The following is a 21038-nucleotide window of genomic DNA, read 5'->3' as shown; positions in this document are numbered from 1 at the left end:
GTTCCGAACTTGAACGGGCTACGTGGACGAACCGTCGACGCCGGGGTGGGACGCGCCAATGGGGCAGCCGAATAGCGGAAGTGGGTGGATTGTCAGATCGTCGGGTGGGCGCTTGCCGCTGTCATTGCTGTCTGTGTGGCCGTTCCCGCCGTTGTCGTTGCGGGGGCTGCGGCCGAACACCGGAGGCGCTGGGTCCCGCAGGTCGATCCTCGGATCCTTGCCGTTGCCATCGGTAGTCGCCGCGCAACGGTTGGTCAGCTGCAGACCAACGGGGCCAAACAGCGGAATTGCGTGGCGTCCAAGCTCGTAGGGCGGGTATTTGTCGTTGCCGATGGGGAATTTCAGCGCCGTCACCGGCACGCCGACGGGAAGTTTGGCAAGGACGTCATCCTTGCCATGTCCTTTAGTTGCTTTGGATCGGGGTGCGACGTTCTTTGTCGGCCGCCGGGACACGGGGGTCGTGGCCTTGCGGTTAACCATCCCGAACAGCCGGGGGCTGGCTTTTTGCGCCCGCTTGCGCAGGCTCATCAACGGAGGTGTGCTTTGTCCCAGTTTCGAAGGCCACCAGTTTGCTTGACCGATCATCGCGGCCAAGGCGGGGACCGTCACGGTGCGCACCAGGAACGTGTCCAGCACGATCCCGATCCCGATGGTGAAACCGGCCTGCGCCATCGTATTGATGCTGGCGCCCGTCAGGCTGAACATGGAGGCGGCGAAGATCAGACCCGCCGACGTGATCACACCGCCGGTCGAACCCACCGTGCGGATCACACCGGCACGCACGCCGTGCGGCGATTCGTCACGGATCCTGGAAATGAGCAGCATGTTGTAATCAGCACCGACCGCGACCAATAATATGAAGGACAGCCCGGGCAGGCTCCAATGAATTTCCTGGCCTAATATTAATTGGAACACGATGACGCAGAGACCCTGGGCCGACAAATAGGAAACAAGCACCGAACCGATGAGATATAACGGCGCCACGATCGCTCGCAACAGAACGACCAGAATCAAAAATACAATGATGATCGTCACGATGACGATGAACTTGATGTCGTTGTTGTAATAGTCGCGTATGTCCCGAAGCCCGGTTGGAACTCCCAACAGGGAAACCTTCGCGTCGGCCAACTCGGTATTCGGTTGCGCCGACTGCGCCGCGGCGATGATCTTGTTGACCTGATCCATGCCCGCGGTGGAGGCGCCATTGAGCGAGCTTTGCACGAGATACCGCGCCGCGTGGCCATCGGCCGACAGGAAAATCTGGGCGCCCTTCTTGAACTCGTCGCGCGTCATAATTTGCGGTGGGATGTTGAAGCCCGCCATCGACGGCCGTTCCGCGTCACGCTTCATCCCCAGCAAGAACTCGGAGGCCTCGTTGAGCCCAGAGCCCATCTTTTTCGTCTGATTGACCAATTCCTGCACGCCTGCGGCCACTGCCGCGCTGCCCTCGGCGAGAGCGTTGGCGCCCATTTGCATTTGAGCCAACTTGGCGGGAAGGCCGTTGACGGCTTTGAGGGTGTCGACGACCTGCTTCAGCTGCTGATCCAGTTTGCCCACCGTCTGGGCGAGTGTCTGGTATTCCTGCGTCTGCTGAAGGGTGACGGCCAGCGCCGCGATCGACCGGAGAAGTCCGTTGTTCTCGGCCTCGACAATCGCCGCCAACTCGCCACGCGACTTCACACAGGCCGGGTCCCTGTTGCAGACGGGGCTGGAATTAAGGGCCGTCACCATCGGGTTGGCCCAGACCGCCGTCTGTTCCGCCTGCGCGACGGTCTCACCCAGATTGTTACCGAGCGCCCGCATGCGTCCGACAAACTGGGACGCATTGTCGAGTTGTTGGATCGTCTTGTCCCCACCCATCAGGGCCACCATGGCCTGCAGCGTGTTGACCAGCCCGCTGGCGCTGGCGACGGCCCCGTTGACCTGGTCGCGCACCTGGGCGAGGGCGTCGGCCAACTGGCGAGCACCGCCGGCCAGCTTGTCCAGGTCGCCTTCGTGGTCGGCGATCGCGGTGGATGCCTCGCCGAGCTTGCCGCCGACTTCACCCGCCTGGAACGAGACTTTGGTCTCCTTCAGCGGTTCTCCGTTGGGCCGGGTCAAGCCGCGCACCATGACGATGTCAGGCAGGTCGGCTATTCGGCGGGACATCATTTCGAGGTCGGCCAGGGCGGCCGGCGTCCGTAGGTCGCGGGGTGACTGCACGAGCAGCGCCATCGGGGTCATCGAATTCATCGGGAAATGGCGATTCATCGCCTCATATCCCTTGACGCTTTCGACGTCTTGCGGCACCGTCTTGAGGTCGTCGTAGTTGAACCGGATCAGGCCTGCGCTGCCGGCCAGGACAATGAGCACGATCAGACTGCCCACCAAGTGGATCTTGGGCCGGCGCACGATGCGCGTTCCCGAGCGCCGCCAGAAACGAGTGGTCAGGTCGCGTCGCGGCTTGATCCAGCCACGCCGCCCGGTGAGCACGAGGATCGCCGGCAGCAGGGTGACCGCCGCAAGCAACGACACCATGATCGAGACTGAAATCGCCGGACCGACTGCCGAGAATACCTCCAGTTTGGTGAAGACCATCGCAAGGAAGGTGACCGCCACGGTGGCCGCAGATGCGGCTATCACCTTGCCGATGGACATCAAGGCCTGTTTGACCGCCTGATCGGAGCTCACGCCGCGCCGCATGTAGTCGTGATAGCGGCTAATCAGAAAAACGGCGTAATCCGTTCCGGCCCCGATCATCACCGCAGTCATGAAAACGATGCTTTGCGTGTTCACGACCATGCCAAGCTCGGCCAGCCCGGACAAAACGCCCTGCGCGCCCACCACTGACGCACCGATGGTGACCAGCGGCACCAGCATGGTGATCAGGTTGCGGTAGACGACGATCAAGATGATCAGCACGCAGACCACGGTGCCGATCTCGATGATCTTTACGTCTGCCTCACCGAGGGCCTGGAGGTCGGCCACGGTGGCCACGGGTCCGGTGAGGTTGGCGGTCAGGCTCGTTCCGGCGACGGTCTTCTTGACGATCTCACTGATTCGTTTGAGGGCCGCTTGAGTTTCGGGCGCGGCTACGTCGCCGGGGAACTGGATCGGGAGATTCCAGGCCTTTTTGTCCTTGCTCTCCAAGACCTCACGCATGGGCGGCACGCTGAGGAAGTCCTGCACCGAAATTTTGTCCTGCGTGTCTTCCCGCAGATTATCGACCAATTTGCGGTAGACGTCCTCGTCGGCGGGGCTCAGCCCGTTTTCGTTGGTCAGGATCACCAGCAGCAAGGAGCCAGTTCCCGTCTCACGAAACGCCTGTCCCATCGCGCGTGTGGTGATCATCGTCGGGGCGTCATCCGGAAGTGGTTTTTGCTCGCGCTGGGCGGCCTGCGCCTGAAGAGGTGGAAGCAGCAGCACCAGGGCCGCAACCACCGCGAGCCAACACCCGACCACCAACAGCGGCCACCGGATGACGAAATCGCCAATGCGGTCGAACAGCCCCCCGACTTTGGCTTGGTCATGTGAGACTAGCTGGCCCGACACTCATCAACCGTACAAGCCGGACTACGCCATGCGCGGGGAAATCACAATTCCCTTAATAACCGTGATGTTGCCGTTACCTGGGCAGAAGGTGGCCGACCGTCCGATGAATTTCCTGGTCACGGGCTTTTCGGGGGCTCAGCTGGCCGGCCGTCCGCCGGTCGGCAAGCGCGATCCAGGGTCTGGAAAGGGTAGCTGGGCGATCGCAAACTTGCACGGTCGTGCCTGTCTGTCTTTAATGCGGAACTCCGGCGTGTCGGGTAGCGCAGTCATGCGACACTCTCCCGGTGGCCCTGAGATACCGCCTGCAGTCCAACCCGTTCGTCGGGAAGCTCACCACGAGGTATTTTTTGCCCCTCGGTACCCGCCAGGTCGGCGATGACGTGGTGTTCTTCAACTTCGGCTACGAGGAGGATCCGCCGATGGCGTTGCGGTTGGCGGTGGCCGACGAGCCCAACCGGTACGGCATCCAGCTCTACCATGTGACGGCCACCCAGGTGGAGCTCACCGGCAAACGGGTGCTGGAGGTCAGTTGTGGCGCCGGCGGCGGAGCTTCGTACATCATGCGTAACTTGGGCCCGGCCTCGTACACCGGGCTGGACTTGAACCCGGCCAGCATCGACAAGTGCCGAGAGCGACACAAGCTGCCAGGCTTGGATTTCGTCCAGGGTGACGCCGAAAACCTGCCCTTCCCAGCCGAGTCCTTCGACGCGGTGATCAATGTCGAAGCCTCGCACCAATACCCGCACTTCTCTCGATTTCTGGCTGAAGTCGCGCGCGTGCTTCGGCCGGGGGGACATTTTCTGTACACTGACTCCCGCCGGGCTCCCGTTATCGGCGAGTGGGAGGCGGCTCTGGCCGACGCGCTCCTACGAAAGGTTGCGGTACGGGACATCACCAACGAGGCCAAGCGTGGGCTGGCGGCAAACACGCGACGGACGCAGGAGCAGATCGGTCGCCGCGCGCCGGCCTTCCTGCAGGCCTTGGTACGCCATGGCGTCAGGGTGTTGGATTGGGATCTCCGCCGCGCCGGGGGATTTACCTACCGGGTGTACTGCTTCGCCAAGGATTGACCTGGCAGCCGCGGTGGTGCGGCCAAAGAGCAGCCGCTAGGCCGAAGTTGCGGCTTCTTCGAGGAGATCGGCGGCTCTGGCGACCGCGACCGCCGGGTTGGTCATCCGCGTGGAGATTGCACGCGCTCGGGCGAGGCATTCCGGCGCCAGGATGCGACGCAGCCCTTTGAGCAGTGATTTGTAGGTGATGTTGGTGAAGTGTTTGGCAGAGCCGACTTTCAGCCGCTGGACCGCGCCTGCCCAGAGCGGCTGATCGGCCACCTCCCAGAGAATAAGGGTGGGCATACCGGCTCGCAGTCCCGCGGCCGTGGTGCCGGCGCCGCCGTGGTGAACGACGGCGCGGCAGGTGGGGAGGATGGTCGAATAGTTGACCAGGCCAACAAGTTTCACGTGTGTAGCTTGGAGAGCACCGGTGCTCGCGGGAGCATAGATCAAGGCGCGTTCGCCGAGCTCCCCGCATGCATCGGAGATCATGGCGAGGATTTCGGTGGGAGATTGGACCGGTGTGCTGCCAAAGCCGAAGTAGATCGGCGGTGTGCCATCGGCAATCCACGACTCGAGTTCGTCGTCGGGTTCGTTATGCAAATCCATCGTCAGCGCGCCGACGAAGGGCCGTTGACCGTTCCATTCCGCCACGAGTCCGGGGAACAAGACTGGGTCGTAGGCCTGGATTTCGGGCACTCCACGGTCCAACATCCGTTGCCCCGCCGGGGCTGTTGCCGGCGGTAGGCCAAGTTCACGGCGCTGCGCACGGTCGGCATCCCTGCTGGCGTACGAATACAAGCCCCAGGACAACTTCATGCCTGTGCGCATCAACGACTTCGGCGTCGGTATCGACGGAATGGTCAGCTGGCCGTTGACCCGCATCGGGAAGTGATGCAGTGCCGCCAGCGGAATGTCGTGGTACTCCGCGACATTGGCGACCACGCCGTGGTATGTCTGGCCCGTCACCAACAGGTCAGCGCCGTCGGCAAGCGCGGTAAGCCTCTTGCCCATCTCCGCCCAACCCTCGACGAATAGCTCCTTGGCGGCGCGCGCCAGGTTGAGCGGGTTCTGTGCTGTGGTGAGGTTCCGGAGGAAACTGGTGACCGCGTTGATTTGGTCCCCCGAGTCTGGCCCGTAGGCGACGCCGCTAAGCCCCGCGGACTCGACGAAGCCGATCAGGTTGGGCGGGACCGCCATTCGCACTTCGTGCCCTCGGCGCAGCAGCTCCACACCAACCGCGGCGCAGGGTTCGACGTCGCCGCGGGTGCCATGGACGGCCAACACAAATCTCATCGACGCCTTTCCGTGTTCGACGTCAGGCCGGTGCCGGCGCGTCCTTGTCGGCCGCCAACTTGTCGTACATCAGATCCGCCAGGCCGCGGACGGTCGTGTTGATGTCGGTGGCGGAAATGCGTATCCCGGTTTCAGCCTCGACGCGGGCGCGCAGTTCTTGGCTGCTCAGTGAGTCGAGCCCGTACTCGGTGAGTAGACGGTCGGTGTCGATGGTGCGGCGCAGGATCAGGCCGACTTGCTCGGAGAGCAGACGCCGTAGCCGGGCCGGCCATTCGTCGTGGGGTAGTTCCTCGAGCTCGGCGAGGAATTTGCTTGTGCTCGAACGGCTTTTACCCAGGGTTTGGAACTTCTCGCCGAAGGGGCTGCGTTGGGCGAAGGCCGTCAGCCACGGTGATCCGATCACCGGGGCGTAGCCGGTGTAGGCCCGGTTGTGGCGCAGCAGCGCCTCGAAAGCGTAGGCGCCCTCCTCGGGTGCGATGGCGTCGCCGGTCTGTTCGGCGAACGCGATGGCGCGGCCGATCTCCCCCCAGGCGCCCCAGGCGATCGAGGTGGCCGGCAGGCCGTGTGACTTTCGCCACTGGGTGAAGGCGTCCAGCCAGCTGTTGGCCGCGGCGTAGGCGCCCTGACCCGGCGAGCCCACCAGGGCGGCCGCCGAGGAGAACGAGCAGAACCAGTCCAGCGGCTGGGTGGCGGTGGCCTGGTGCAGCCGCCAGGCGCCATACACCTTGGGCGCCCAGTCGCGCTCGATGAGCTCGTCGGTGATGTTGGCCAAGGTGGCGTCTTCGACCACCGCGGCCGCGTGCAGCACCCCGCGCAGCGCCAGCCCGGTGGCGGTGGCCGCGGCCACCAATCGCTCGGCGGTGCCCGGCTGGGCGATATCGCCGCATTCGACCACCACATCAGAGCCGATGGAGCGCACCAACTCGATGGTCTCCAAGGCTTTTTGGCTGGGCGCCGAGCGGGAGCTGAGCACGATGCGGCCGGCTCCGGCGCTGGCCATCTTCTCGGCCAAGAACAAGCCCAGCCCACCCAGGCCCCCGGTGATCAGGTAAGACCCGTCAGCACGGAAAACCCGGGCCTGCTCCGGTGGCAGCACCACGCTGCTGCGCCCGGCGTGCGGCACGTCGAGGATGAGCTTGCCGGTGTGCTCGGCGGCCCCCATCACCCGAATCGCGGTGGCCGCCTCGGCCAACGGATAATGCGTGCTCTGCGGCATCGGCAGCACACCCTCGGCGGTCAACCGATACACCGTCGCCAACACCTCGCGCACGGCAGCGGGATGACTCACCGCCAGCAAGCCCAGGTCCAGCCCGTGGAACGCGAGATTGCGCCGGAACGGGAAAAGTTCCAGTCGGGTGTTGGAGTAGATGTCGCGTTTGCCGATCTCGATGAACCGTCCGCCCAGGGCCAGCAGTTTGACGCCGGCCAGTTGGGCGGCACCGGTCAGCGAGTTAAGCACGATGTCCACGCCGTAGCCGTCGGTGTCGCGGCGGATCTGCTCGGCGAACTCCACGCTGCGCGAGTCATAGACGTGGTCGATGCCCATGTCGCGCAATAATTGGCGGCGCTGTTGGCTGCCGGCGGTGGCATAGATCTCGGCCCCGGCCGCCCGCGCGATCGCGATCGCGGCCTGGCCCACCCCGCCGGTGGCCGAGTGGATGAGCACCTTGTCCCCGGCCCGGATCCGGGCCAGCTCCTGCAGCCCGTACCAGGCGGTGGTGCCGGCGGTGGTCACCGCGGCGGCCTGGGCCTCGGTCAGCCCCTCGGGCAGCTTGACGGCCATGCGGGCATCGCAGGTGACAAAGGTGGCCCAGCAGCCGTTGGGGGACAGGCCCCCGACCCGGTCCCCGACCCGCAATTCGCTGACCCCGGGCCCCACCGCGGTCACCACCCCGGCGAAATCGGTGCCCAGCTGCGGCAACTGCCCGTCGAGGGTTTGGTAGCGGCCGAAGCTGACCAGCACGTCGGCGAAGTTGATGCTAGAGGCGCTGATGGCGACCTCGATCTGGCCAGCGCCCGGGGGCACCCGGTCGAACGCGGCGAACTCCAAGGTTTGCAGGTCACCGGGGGTGCGGATGTGCAGGCGCATGCCGTTGCGGTCGTGTTCGACCACGGTGGTGTGGCGCTCCTCCGGCCGCAGCGGGGCCGGGCACAGCCGGGCGGTGTACCACTGGTCGTTGCGCCAGGCGGTCTCATCCTCGTCGCTGGCCGCCAGCAGCTGACGGGCCACCTGCTCGGCGCCGGTCTGCTCGTCGAGGTCGATGTAGCTGACCATCAAATGCGGGTGCTCGGCACCGATCACCCGCAGCAGCCCACGCAGCCCACCCTGCTCCAGGTTGGGCCGGTCATCGGCCAGCACCGCCTGGGCGTTGCGGGTCAACACATACAACCGCGGTGTCTGACCCACGATGTCTGGCAGCTCGCGGGCGATGCGCACCACGTGCTTGACGCACTCAGCGCCGCGCAACGGTGATTCCTGGTCGGGGTTGCCGTTTTGCGCCGCGGTCAGCACCACCACACCACTGAAGCCGCCGGCTTCGAACTGGTCACGCAGGCGCTGGGCGTGCGTGGCGTGGTCGGCGTGCTGCGGCCAGGACAGGGTCGCGCATCGTGCCTCGCGTAGCTTGAGCGCGTCGGTCAACTCGGTGGCCAGCAGATCGGCGGCATCGGAGGTGCCGATCAGCAGCCAGGTGCCCGGTTCGGCGTGGCTGGTTTCGGGCAGTTCGCGGTGCTGCCATTCGATGCTCAGCAGCCGCTCGCCCATGACGTGGTCGCGCTCGCTGGTCGGCGACGCGCCGGTGCCCATCTGCAGGCCGCGCACCACCAACAACACCGCGCCGTTTTCATCCAGCAGATCGAGGTCGGCTTCCACGCCCGAGCCGCACGCGGTCACCGTCGTGTAGCAATACCGAGCGTGCCGGGCCGGGCCGTAGGCCCGCAACCGCCGCACCCCCAACGGCAGCAACAAACCGCCATTGCCGGCATTGCGGACACTGGGATGCGCCGCTACCGATTGGAAGCACGCATCCAGCAACACCGGATGCACGCCGTAAGCCTTGCGTTGCGAGCGAAGCGGGCCCGGCAGGCTGACCTCGGCCAACACCGTCTCGCCGGCCCCTTCGGCGATGTACGCGCCAACCAGACCCGTAAAAGCCGGCCCCAAGCGATGGCCACGCTTGTCCAGCCATTGTCGAACCTCGGCGCCGTCCACCTTGCGCGTTTGGCTGGCCAGCAGTTCGGCGATGTTTGCCACGGGCGGCTGGTCCGGGGCGTCGTCTGCGTCCCGGACAGCGTGCAGAACCGCGGTCAGTTGCCGCGCGTATCGTCCATCCTGATTTGTCTCCACCGCGAAGGTGACCACGCCGGGGGCTTCCATGGTTGCGGTGGCCCCGATCGGGGTGTCGTCCTCGACCAGCAGTTGCTCGAACCGGAGATCGCGGACTTCGGATGCCTTGCCCAGCACGGCGCGCGCCGCGGCCAACGCCATCTCGCAGTAAGCAGCCCCCGGGAAAGTCGTCGCGTTGTGGATTTGGTGATCGGCCAACCACGGCAACGCCGTGGTACCCACCTCGCTCTGCCAGACGTGGCGTTCCGGCTCCTCCTGCAATCGCACACGCACACCCAGCAGGGGATGCGCCGGAACCATCAAACCGCCTTGCGCCCGCGAATCCTCACCGTCTCGGGTCAACAGCAGGGGACGCTGGCTCCAGGTGGGCAGTGTGGCGTCGACCAGGCGTCCGCTGGGGTAGAGCACCGAGAAGTCCACCGCGGCGCCGGCCGCATACAGGTCGCCCAGCAGCGAACGCAGGCCGTGCGGCAGCCGCTGCTCGCGGCGCATGCCGGCCAGCGCCGCCACCGCCATGTCCAGGCTGCGGGCGGTCTGATCGACCGCGTGGGTCAGCAGCGGGTGCGGGGACAGCTCGGCAAACACCCGGTAGCCGTCCTCCAGCGCGGCCTGCACCGCCGCGGCGAAACGCACCGTGTGGCGCAGGTTGTCCGCCCAGTAGTGGGCGTCGCAGTGCGGCTCCTCGCGCGGGTCGAACGAGGTCGCCGAATAATAGGGCACCCGCGGTGTCAACGGGGTGATCTCGGCCAGCGCCTCGGTCAGGTCATCAAGGATCGGATCGACCTGCGGGGAGTGCGAGGCCACATCGACGGCCACTTCCCGGGCCAGCACGTCGCGCTGCTCCCACGCCGCCACCAGATCGCGCACCGTCTGGGTGGCCCCGCCGATCACCGTGGACTGCGGAGAGGCCACCACCGCCACCACGGCATCGCTGACCCCGCGTGACATCAGCTCGGTAATGACGTCCTGGGCCGGCAGTTCCACCGAGGCCATCGCCCCGCAGCCGGCGATGCGGGTCATCAGCTGGGAGCGGCGGCAGATGACGCGCACCCCGTCGTCCAGCGACAGCGCTTCGGCGACCACCGCCGCGGCCGCCTCGCCCAGCGAGTGGCCGATCACCGCGCCCGGTGTCACCCCGTAGGACTTCATCGTCGCCGCCAGCGCGACCTGCATGGTGAACAGGGTGGGCTGCACCCGGTCGATGCCGGTCACCTCTCGGGTGCGGTCATCGCCTCGGTCACCGAGAACCCGGACTCCGCGGCGATCAGCGGCTCGACCGCGGCGACGGTCGCGGCGAACACCGGCTCGTTGGCCAGCAGGTCAGCGCCCATCGCCGCCCACTGCGAACCCTGACCGGAAAACACCCACACCGGGCCCCGGTCGTCCTGGCCGACCGCCGGCGGGTAAGGCGTCTCACCGTCGGCCACCGCACGCAGCGCCGCCGACGCCTCGGCAGGGGTGCTGGCCAGCACGAACGTCCGCACCGGCCGGTACCCACGGCGGCGTGCCAGGGTGTAGGCCAGATCGGTGATCGCCAGCTCCGGCCCCTGGGCGTCCACCCAGTCGGCGAGCCGCCGTGCGTGTGCCGCAGGCTGTCCTCCGAGCTGGCCGACAATGGGAAAAGCAGCGGACCTTCGAGGGCGGGACCGGCCGGGACATCGTCGGGTGCAACAGTTTCGGGGGCCTGCTCCACAATCGCGTGCACGTTGGTCCCCGAGAACCCGTAGGACGACACCGCCGCCCGCCGCGGCGCCGTGCCATCGCCGGTGGGCCACGGCGTGGTTTCCTGCGGCACGAACAGCTTGGTGTCGATCCGGGCGAATTCGTCAGGCAGCCGGGTGAAGTGCAGGTTCCGCGGAACCACGCCGTGTTGCACGGCAAGCACCGCCTTCATCAGCCCCAGCGCCCCGGCCGCCGATGGGTGTGCCCGAAATTGGTCTTCACCGACGCCAGGGCACACGGGCCCTCGACGCCGTAGACCTCGGCCAGGCTGGCATATTCGACGGGGTCACCCACCGGGGTGCCGGGGCCGTGCGCCTCCACCATGCCCACGGTGGCGGGCTCGACGCTGGCCGCGGCCAACGCCGCCCGATAGGCCGCGACCTGCGCGGTCCGTGACGGCGTGACAATGTTGACGGTCCGGCCGTCCTGGTTGGCGGCGGTGCCGCGCACCACGGCCAGAATCCGGTCGCCATCGGCCAGCGCATCCGGGAGCCGCTTGAGCAACACCATGACGCAACCTTCACCGGAGACAAAGCCGTCGGCCGCGACGTCGAACGCGTGGCAGCGCCCCGTGGCCGACAACATGCCCAAGGCGGATCCGGATGCGGCCTTGCGGGGTTCGAGCATCACAGAGGCGCCGCCTGCCAGCGCGAGGTCGCTTTCGCCGTCGTTAAGGCTACGGAAGGCCAGATGGATCGCGGCCAGGCCCGACGAGCACGCGGTGTCGACCGTTATCGCCGGACCGTGTAGGCCCATGGCATAGGCGATCCGCCCGGATCCCATGGCAAAGCTGTTGCCCATGTATCCATAGGGCCCCGACAACGTCTGGGCATCCGCGTGCAGCAACTGGTAATCGTCGTGCATCAAGCCCACGAAAACGCCAGTCTGGACGTTCGCCAGCGCGGCCCGAGTCAGACCGGCGTGCTCCATGGCCTCCCAGGAGGCTTCCAGCAACAAGCGGTGTTGCGGATCCATCGCGGCCGCTTCTCGCTCGCTGATTCCGAAGAACTCCGCATCGAAGTCGGCCACGTTGTCCAGGAAAGCGCCCCACTTGCACACCGACCGCCCAGGCACGCCAGGCTCGGGATCGTAGTACTCCTCCGCATCCCATCGGTCGGCGGGAACCTCGGTCACCAGGTCGTCGCCCCGCAGCAACGCCTCCCAAAGCAGATCGGGGGAGTCAATGCCCCCCGGCAGCCGGCACGCCATGCCGATGACAGCAACCGGAGTCACAGGTGTCCTGTCCACTTTCGTTCACCTTATCCTTACCAGTGCTTCAGTTCCTATCAGCGGCTTCGAGTTCGCACCGGCGGTTCCGAGAAACCGTCCCGAGTTCCGATCCGGGCGGCTCAGGGAACGCCGAGCAAACCGCGCCGCGCTGCGCGGAACCCCCGCCTCCCCCGTGTGACCAGAGCGTAGCTGGTCAGCCCGCATGCGCGCGGAAAAATCGTTCGGACGTGGCAAAAAATGCCCACGGCCGGTTTGTTCATCCCCTATCGTCGAGTTGTGGTTGAGTCCTCCCTACCCGCTGTGCTGCATGAGCGCGCCAGTATGCAGCCTGATCAGATCGCGTTCACTTTCGTTGATTACGAGCAGGATTGGGCGGGAGTTGCGGAAAGTCTGACGTGGTCGCAGCTGTACCGGCGAACGTCAAACCTGGCACAGGAGCTCGTTCAATGCGGGTCGACCGGCGACCGGGCAGTGATCTTGGCACCGCAGGGGTTGGATTACATCGTGAGTTTTCTGGCCTCGTTGCAGGCCGGCCTCGTCGCTGTGCCGCTTTCGGTTCCCTATGGTGGCGCACACGACGAGCGCACCACTTCGGTGTTGGCCGACACATTGCCCGCCGTCGTTCTCACGACCTCCGCTGTCGTCGACAACCTGGCCCCGTATGTACAGCCGAAAACTGGACGAGACGGGCCGTCGATCGTCGAAGTTGATTTGCTGGAGCTAGACGCTGGGCAGCGATTGGGCTTACTCGCCGCCGGTACCGAAGCGCCGGAAACCCTGTATCTGCAGTACACCTCCGGTTCCACGCGCACCCCGGCCGGCGTGATGGTCTCGAACGACAACGTGTTAGCCAACTTCGAGCAGATGTTGACTGACTTTTTCGGGGTTTACGGAGGGGTCCCACCAGCCGACACCACGGTGGTGTCGTGGCTGCCGTTCTATCACGACATGGGCTTCATGCTGGGCATGATTTGCCCCATCCTGGCCGGTGTGCGCGCCGAGCTCACCAGCCCGGTCGGGTTCTTGCAGCGGCCGGCCCGATGGATGCAGATGCTGGCGTCGAATACTCGAGCAGTGTCGGCGGCACCGAACTTCGCTTTTGATATCGCGACACGCAAGACATCAGATGACGATATGGCGGGGCTCGATCTTTCCGGCGTGTGGGCGATCCTCAGCGGCAGTGAGCGGGTGCAGCCCGCGACGCTCAAGCGCTTTTCTGACCGGTTCGCTCGCTTCAACCTCGATCCCGCGGTGCTGCGGCCCGCATATGGGATGGCAGAGGCGACTGTTTACATCGCGACCCGCACGGCAGGCGAACCGCCAAAAATTGTCCACTTTGACTCCGCAAAACTGCCCGACGGCCAAGCTGAGCGCTGCGACGGTGAAACGGGTGCACCGCTGGTCAGTTACGGGACCGTGGATACCCAGTTGGTGCGCATTGTCGATCCCGAGACGAGCGTCGAATGTCCAGAGGGAACGGTGGGCGAGATCTGGGTGCATGGCGCCAACGTCGCTGCCGGCTATTGGCAAAAGCCTGAAGAGACCAAGCGCACGTTCGGTGCAACGATTGTTCACCCGACGGAGGGCACGCCCGAGAGGCCATGGCTGCGAACCGGGGACTCGGGCTTCCGTTCCGGCGGTGAGCTTTTCATCCTCGGCCGGATCAAGGACCTCCTAATTGTGTACGGGCGCAACCACTCTGCGGACGACATCGAGGCGACGATCCAGGAGATCACCGGTGGCCGCTGCGTTGCGATCGCGGTTCCCGATGATGACGGCGCTGAAAAGCCGGTCGCCATCATCGAACTCAAGCAGCGCGACGAGTCCCAAGAGGCTGCGATGCACAGGATGAGCGCCGTGCGGCGTGAGGTCACCGCAGCGATAATGAAGTCGCATGGTTTGAGCGTGGCGGATCTCGTTCTGGTGTCTCCTGGTTCGATCCCCATCACCACAAGCGGCAAGGTCAGACGAAGGGAATGTGTACAGCAGTATCTGCGCGATGAGTTCATCCGCCTCGACGGGCTAACCCGCCGGTCAGGGCAGAACCTGCTCGATGACGTCGGTGCGGGCGCGGTGGCCGACCAGGCGTTGAACCAGCGGCTGCGCACGCTCCGCCAGCAGGAACATGACCTGCTGGTTGGGGTTGTGTGCACGCAGGCGGCAGCGGTGTTGGGCAATTTCAAACCCGACGACATCGACCCTGAATGCGCGTTTCAGGACTTGGGTTTCGACTCGGTGAAAGCTACCGAGTTACTTGACCGGCTGAAAGCCGTTACGGGGCTGGCATTGTCGCCCGTCTCGGCGTTTAACTACCCAACGCCCGCCGCGCTGGCCAGCTACCTGGGTCAGCTGATGAGCGGGTCGATCGCCGCGCCTGTGCAGGTGGTGTCGCGCGCGGAAACAGACGAGCCGGTTGCGGTGGTGGGGATGGCGTGTCGGTTTCCGGGTGGGGTGGATTCGGCGGCGGGTTTGTGGGATCTGGTGGTGGGGGGTTTTGATGCGGTGGGGGGTTTTCCGTCTGACCGGGGCTGGAATCTTGCGGAGTTGTTCGATCCGGATCCGGATGCGGTGGGCAAGACCTACACCCGCGCCGGGACGTTCCTGCATGATGCGGCCGGCTTTGACGCGGAGTTTTTCGGGATTTCGGGGCGGGAGGCCCTCACCATGGATCCGCAGCAGCGGTTGCTGTTGGAGGTGTGTTGGGAGGCGTTGGAAACCGCCCGAATTGATCCGGCGGGGTTGGTGGGTTCGGCGACCGGGGTGTTCGTCGGGGCGTGGGCGCAAGCCTATGGCGGGAGCGGTTCTGATGGTGTGGAGGGCTATGCGCTAACCGGTTTGTCCACCAGTGTGGCTTCGGGGCGGGTGGCCTATGCGCTGGGTTTGCAGGGTCCGGCGATCACGGTGGACACGGCGTGTTCGTCGTCGTTGGTGGCCACGCATTTGGCGTGTCAGTCGCTGCGCAATGGTGAGTCGTCGTTGGCGTTGGCCGGTGGGGTGACGGTGATGACGACGCCGTCGGTGTTTACCGAGTTCGCCCGGCAGCGGGGGTTGGCTGCTGATGGGCGGTGTAAGGCGTTTGCCGCCGCGGCTGACGGCACCGGGTGGGGTGAAGGGGCTGCGGTGTTGGTGTTGGAGCGGCTCAGTGATGCTCGGCGCCATCGGCATCCGGTGTTGGCGGTGATTGTGGGGTCGGCGGTCAATCAGGATGGTGCCTCCAATGGGTTGACGGCTCCCAGTGGGCTGGCGCAGCAGCGGGTGATTACCCAGGCGGTGGCCGATGCCGGTATTGGGCTGGATCAGGTGGATGTGGTTGAGGCCCATGGGACGGGGACTATGTTGGGGGATCCGATCGAGGCGGAGGCGTTGATCGCCACGTATGGCGCCCGGCGTGATCGTGAGCATCCGTTGTGGTTGGGGTCGGTCAAGTCCAACATTGGTCACACTCAGGCCGCCGCGGGGGTGGCGGGGATGATCAAGATGGTTGAGGCGCTGAATCACGATTGTTTGCCGCCGACGTTGAATGTGGATCGTCCTAGTCCGCATATTGACTGGTCAGCGGGTACGGTGCGGTTGTTGACGGAGGCGGTGCCGTGGCCGGTGACCGATCATCCGCGTACCGCGGCGGTGTCGTCGTTTGGGATTAGTGGCACCAATGCGCATGTGATCGTGCAGCGGGCCCCTGCGCCGGCGGATGCGGCGGAGGACGGTTTAGGTGAGCATGCCGGTGAGGGTGTGGGGTTTGGGTTGCCGGTTTGGGCGTTGTCGGCGCGCACGCCGGAGGCGTTGTGCGCCCAGGCCGACCGGTTGCACCGGCATCTGGTGGCCCGTCCTGAGTTGGATTTGACCGATGTGGCCTACAGCCTGGGTCGGACCCGCACGCATCACTCGCGTCGGGCGGTGATCACGGCGTCGGTCGGCAGTGTTGATGCGCGGAAAGACCTGTTGGAGGCGTTGGATGCGCTGCGTGGTGGGCAGGCGCATCCGCGGCTGACGCAGCACCACTACCTGGCGCATCTGCGTGGCAAAACGGTGTTCGTGTTGCCTGGTCAGGGTGGGCAGTACCTGGGGATGGGGGGTGAGCTTTACCGACATCACCGGGTGTTTGCTGACACTGTGGATGCCTGTGATGAGGCGTTGGGTCCGTTGACGGGCTGGTCGGTGCGTGAGGTGTTGTGTCAGCAGTCGGGGGCCCCGGCGCTGGATCGGGTGGATGTGGTGCAGCCGGTGCTGTTCACCATGATGGTGTCGTTGGCTGAGGTGTTGCGCCACTACGGCATTGTTGCCGATGCGGTGATCGGTCACTCGCAGGGCGAAATCGCCGCGGCCTATATCGCTGGGGTGTTTTCGTTGCCTGAGGCGGTGCGTATTGTGGCGCGGCGCAGTCAAGCGCTGAGTGCGTTGGCCGGTGCTGGTGCGATGGCCTCGGTGCTGGCCGGTGCCGAGCAGGTGCAGCCCCGGCTGCAGCCGTGGGTCAGGCGTTGGGTATCGCGGCGATCAACGGGCCGTCGCACACCATCATTAGCGGTGAGCCAACCGCGATGGGGCAGTTCGGCGCCGTTTGTGAGCGCGAGGGCATCCATATCCGGCCGATCGCGGTGGATTACGCCTCGCACTCGGCTCAGGTCGAACCACTGCGTGAGCGCCTGTTGGCCGAGCTGGCCGACCTCGCTCCGCCCCGGCGGCCATCCCGTTGTATTCCACGGTGGGCGACAGGTTTTGCGTCGATGCTTTCGACACCACCAAAATGGACGCCGAGTATTGGTATCGCAACCTGCGTGAGCCGGTGCGCTTCTACGACCGTGTGCTTGAGCGGCTGGCCGCCGGTGAGTGCACGTTTGTGGAGTTGTCCCCGCATCCGGTGTTGGCCCCGGCCATTACCGACACCTTGGCCCAAGCCAGCGGACGGGCCCACTCAGCGGTGATCATCACCTTGCACCGCGACCGCCCCGACCAGGACAGCCTGGCCACCACGCTGGCCCAACTCCACAACCACGGCCACAGCCCCTCCTGGACGGCCCTCTACCCGACCGCCCACACCGTCGCACTGCCCACCTACCCCTTCCAACACCGCCGCTACTGGCTGACCCCACCCACCACCACCGGCAACGCTTCGGAGCTCGGCCTGGACCGAGCGGAGCATCCCTTGTTGGGCGCAGTCGCCGCGCTGGCCGACCAAGACCAGGTCATCGTCAGCGGGCGGCTATCGCTCGGCACGCAAGGCTGGCTGGCCGGTCATCAGGTCAAGGACACCGTGTTGTTCCCCGCGGCGGGATTCCTGGAGGTGATCCTGCGGGCCGGTGAGCTCAGCGACTGCCCCACGATCGATGAGTTGATCCTGCATGCTCCTCTGGTTCTGTCGGCAGATGCGTCGACGGATCTGCAGATCGTGGTGCAGCCTCCCGATGAGCGCGGGCGGCGACCGTTTCGCGTCCATTCGCGCACCGGTGGCCAATCGGGGGCGTGGACATTGCACGCTAGTGGGGCGTTAAGCGCTGATCAGCCCGCTGCCCAGGACTTGCCCGCGCCGACGTCGGCGGTGGAGGACCTTGACCGGGAAGACTTCTATGCACGCCTAGCCCAACGGGGCTATCGCTACAGCGGTCTGTTCCAATCGCTGCAGGGGATCGGTACCGACCCGGCTCGACCCGAGGTTGTCCATGCCGAGGTGGCGTTGCCTGCCGGCACCGGCGTCGCCGGCTACGGGATCCACCCCGCCCTGTTGGATGCCGCCCTGCACCCGTTAGCAACCCTGCTGGACGATGGCGGTGAAGCCGACTCCGCGTCGCTGCGGCTTCCGTTCGTGTTCAGCGGGGTCAGATTGTATGCCACCGCGGCCACCCAGCTGGATGTCCAGCTGACCCGCATTGGCGAGGACACCTTCGAACTGTGCGCGACCGATCCCACCGGTGCGCCGGTGATCACCGTCAATTCGTTGACCTTGCGTGCGGTGCCCGACCACCTCGCCGGGCCGGCCCCGATGGCTGGCGTATCGGACAGCTTGTTCGAGATGAATTGGCTCTCGCTGCCTGACGTGTCCGGTGGCCCCGATTCCTTGGCCGAACCACCGACGTGGGCGGTGTGCACCGATGCACCCGAGCAGCTGCCGGCCGACCTGGCCAAAGGTGCGATCCACACCGACCTGGCCACCTTGACCCCGTGTCCGGAGTTGGTGCTCTGGTTGATACCCCGACCCGGGGAGCGGGCCGCAGACACAGACCCGCTGCGGCGAGTGCGCGCTTTGACGCACCATGTTTTGTCCCAGCTGCAGCGCTGGCTGGTTCGGCCCGAGACCGCCGACACCCAGCTGATGATCATCACCTCGGGGGCGGTCAACGTCGGCGCTTATGACCGTGCCCCCGATCTGGCGCATGCGGCGATCTGGGCGTTAGTCCACACCGCTCAAAAAGAGCAACCTAACCGAATTGTCCTGCTCGACACCGATGACACCGCTGCTAGCAGGGACAAGCTGGTAGCCACCGCCTCGAAAAGACCGGCAGGTGAGCCGCAGCTGGCCCTGCGCAACGGTATTAGGCACGTCCCGCGCTTGGCTCGCGCGTCGAGCCTGGCGCTGCCCGAGGCGCCCGATTGGCACTTGGTCACTACCGGCCGAGGTGACTTGGCCAACCTGAAGCTGGTTCCCATCAGTCAGCCCGCGGAGCTGGCTCCCGGACAAGTCCGCATCCAGGTTCGTGCCGCAGGCCTCAACTTTCATGACGTGGTGGTGGCGTTAGGAGCCATCGGCGATGAGGGGCTCGGCGCGGAAGCCGCGGGGGTGGTCCTCGAGACCGCCGCCGACGTCACCAGCGTTCGGCCTGGTGATGCGGTGATGGGTCTATTCCCCAACGCTTTTTCGACCAGGGCTGTCACCGACCACCGCGCGGTGGTGGGCATCCCGTCGGGGTGGTCGTTTGCCCAGGCGGCCACGGTTCCTACGGTGTTTTTGACCGCTTATATCGCCTTGGTTGAAATCGCCGGGCTGTCGGCGGGGCAGCGGGTGCTCATCCACGCCGGCGCTGGGGGAGTGGGGCAGGCCGCCATTCAGATCGCCCGCCACCTCGGTGCCGAAATATTCGCCACCGCGCATCCGAACAAGCATCACGTGCTTATCGACTTGGGGGTCGACCGTCGGCACATCGCCTCGTCGCGCACGCTAGATTTTGTCGACACCTTTAGCGAGGCCACCGGTGGTCAGGGCATGGACGTCGTGCTCGACAGCCTGCGGGGAGATTTCGTCGACGCCTCGCTGCGACTGCTACCCCGCGGCGGCACCTTCGTCGAGATTGGCAAGACCGATGTTCGCTTGGCCGACGAGGTCGCCGCGGCTCATCCTGGCGTCCACTATCAGGCCTACGATCTGGGCAGTGTGGCACCGGACTTGCTGCTGCGAGCATGGACGACACTGATGCCGCTGTTTGCCTCCGGCGTCCTCAAGCCGTTGCCGACCACCAGCTACGGCCTGCTGAATGCGCCCCAAGCCTTCCGAGACATGAGCCAGGCCCGCCATACCGGAAAGATTGTGCTGACCCCACCCACGTCGTTGGATCCCGAGGGTACGGTGCTGATCACCGGTGGTAGTGGGATGCTGGGCGCGATCTTCGCCGAACATCTCGTCACTCGCTACGGCATCAGGCATCTGCTGCTGCTGTCGCGCCGCGGACCCAACGCTCCAGGCGCCAGTGAGCTGCAACAACGCTTGGCCGGGCTGGGCGCTCAAGTGGCTATCACCGCTTGTGACACCAGCGACCGCGCCGAACTGGCCGCCGCGCTTGACACCATCGCCGCGGACCACCCGTTGACCGCGGTCATCCACGCCGCCGGCGTCTTAGACGACGCCGTGGTCGCCGAACTCACCCCACAGCAGCTCGATGCCGTTCTGGCCGCCAAAGCCGACGCCGCCTGGCACCTCCATGAGCTCACCGCCGAGCGCGATCTCGCCGCGTTTGTGTTGTTCTCATCGGCGGCGGGAATACTGGGCAGCCCCGGACAAGCCAACTACGCGGCCGCCAACGGGTTCCTGGATGCGCTGGCCCGCCTCCGCCATCACACCCAACACCCGGCAACCAGCGTGGCGTGGGGTTACTGGCAAACCCCCAGCGGCATGACCGGCCACCTCAGCACCACCGACTTGACCCGCCTTACCGGCGCCGGAATGATCCCGATCACCCGGGACCAGGGCTTGGTCCTTTTCGACGCCGCGCTCAGCGGTCCGCGTCCAAACCTGGTGGCCAGCCCGGTCAACAGCGCTGTCTTGAGCCGCCGCGCACGCAACAACGTCTTGGACCCGATCCTGTCCGCCTTGACCACCAGCCGCCCCCAAGCCGCCACCGCCAGCTCCAAGGGGTTGGCGGCGCGGCTGGCCGGTCAAACCGCCGAACAGCAACTCCACACCTTGACCACCATGGTGGCCAGCGCCACCGCGGCGGTGTTGGCTCACCCGGACCCGGCCGCCCTCGATATCGACCGTCCTTTCAAAGACCTCGGTATCGATTCACTGACCACTCTGGAGCTGCGCAACAACATCAACCAGCAAACTGGCCTCAGCCTGCCGGCAACGCTGGCCTTCGACTACCCCACCCCGGCAGCTTTGGCGAAATACCTTCGTGACCAGTTATCTGGAAACGGCGCCAGTAGCCGAATCCAAAAATTGCCGGAGGGCGAGGCTTACCGTCTCCTGTCAGTAATTCCAGAGACGCGGCTTGCGGAGTCGGGGATTTTGGCGCTGCTGCGCGAGATTGCGGCCGACGTAAAGTCACCCCGCGCGGAACCTAAAGAGAAGGCCATCGCGAGCATGAGCCTTGATGAACTGATGAACATCGCGCGAAGCAACAAGAACAACTAACACTGGCTTACAGCAAATAAGA

Annotated in this window: 5 protein-coding genes and 1 pseudogene; 3 read left to right on the top strand and 3 right to left on the bottom strand. The window is 65.5% G+C overall.

Going from position 1 to position 21038, the window contains the following annotated elements; all coding sequences use genetic code 11:
• Nucleotides 1-18: 18 nt before the first annotated feature.
• Nucleotides 19-3531: an MMPL/RND family transporter gene (locus G6N20_RS08315; RefSeq protein ID WP_083052579.1), complete on the bottom strand. Its 3513-nt coding sequence runs from the start codon at nucleotides 3529-3531 to the stop codon at nucleotides 19-21.
• A gap of 284 nt (nucleotides 3532-3815) precedes the next feature.
• Here G6N20_RS08315 and G6N20_RS08310 point away from each other — a divergent pair, with 284 nt between their 5' ends.
• Nucleotides 3816-4601: a phthiotriol/phenolphthiotriol dimycocerosates methyltransferase gene (locus G6N20_RS08310; RefSeq protein ID WP_083052581.1), complete on the top strand. Its 786-nt coding sequence runs from the start codon at nucleotides 3816-3818 to the stop codon at nucleotides 4599-4601.
• Between the two features lie 36 nt (nucleotides 4602-4637).
• Here the strand turns inward: G6N20_RS08310 and G6N20_RS08305 are convergent, their stop codons facing one another.
• Nucleotides 4638-5879 carry a glycosyltransferase gene (locus G6N20_RS08305; protein WP_083052584.1) on the bottom strand — a complete coding sequence of 414 codons (1242 nt, stop codon included), beginning with the start codon at nucleotides 5877-5879 and terminating at the stop codon, nucleotides 4638-4640.
• A gap of 22 nt (nucleotides 5880-5901) precedes the next feature.
• Nucleotides 5902-12156 (bottom strand): annotated as a pseudogene (pks2, locus tag G6N20_RS08300) (sulfolipid-1 biosynthesis phthioceranic/hydroxyphthioceranic acid synthase).
• Nucleotides 12157-12414: 258 nt separating this feature from the next.
• Here pks2 and G6N20_RS21770 point away from each other — a divergent pair.
• Nucleotides 12415-16956 (top strand): fatty-acid--AMP ligase, encoded by a 4542-nt coding sequence (locus G6N20_RS21770; protein ID WP_332102925.1) that lies wholly within the window; start codon nucleotides 12415-12417, stop codon nucleotides 16954-16956.
• Entirely contained in the window at nucleotides 16880-21016 is a 4137-nt protein-coding gene (locus G6N20_RS21760; RefSeq protein WP_197745500.1) for an SDR family NAD(P)-dependent oxidoreductase, read from the top strand. The genes G6N20_RS21770 and G6N20_RS21760 overlap by 77 nt, the downstream gene beginning before the upstream one ends.
• Nucleotides 21017-21038: the final 22 nt, after the last annotated feature.

The organism is Mycobacterium shinjukuense (assembly GCF_010730055.1).
Lineage (GTDB): Bacteria > Actinomycetota > Actinomycetes > Mycobacteriales > Mycobacteriaceae > Mycobacterium > Mycobacterium shinjukuense.
Note: the sequence above shows the minus strand (reverse complement) of the source record. Positions and strands in the feature narration are given on the sequence as shown.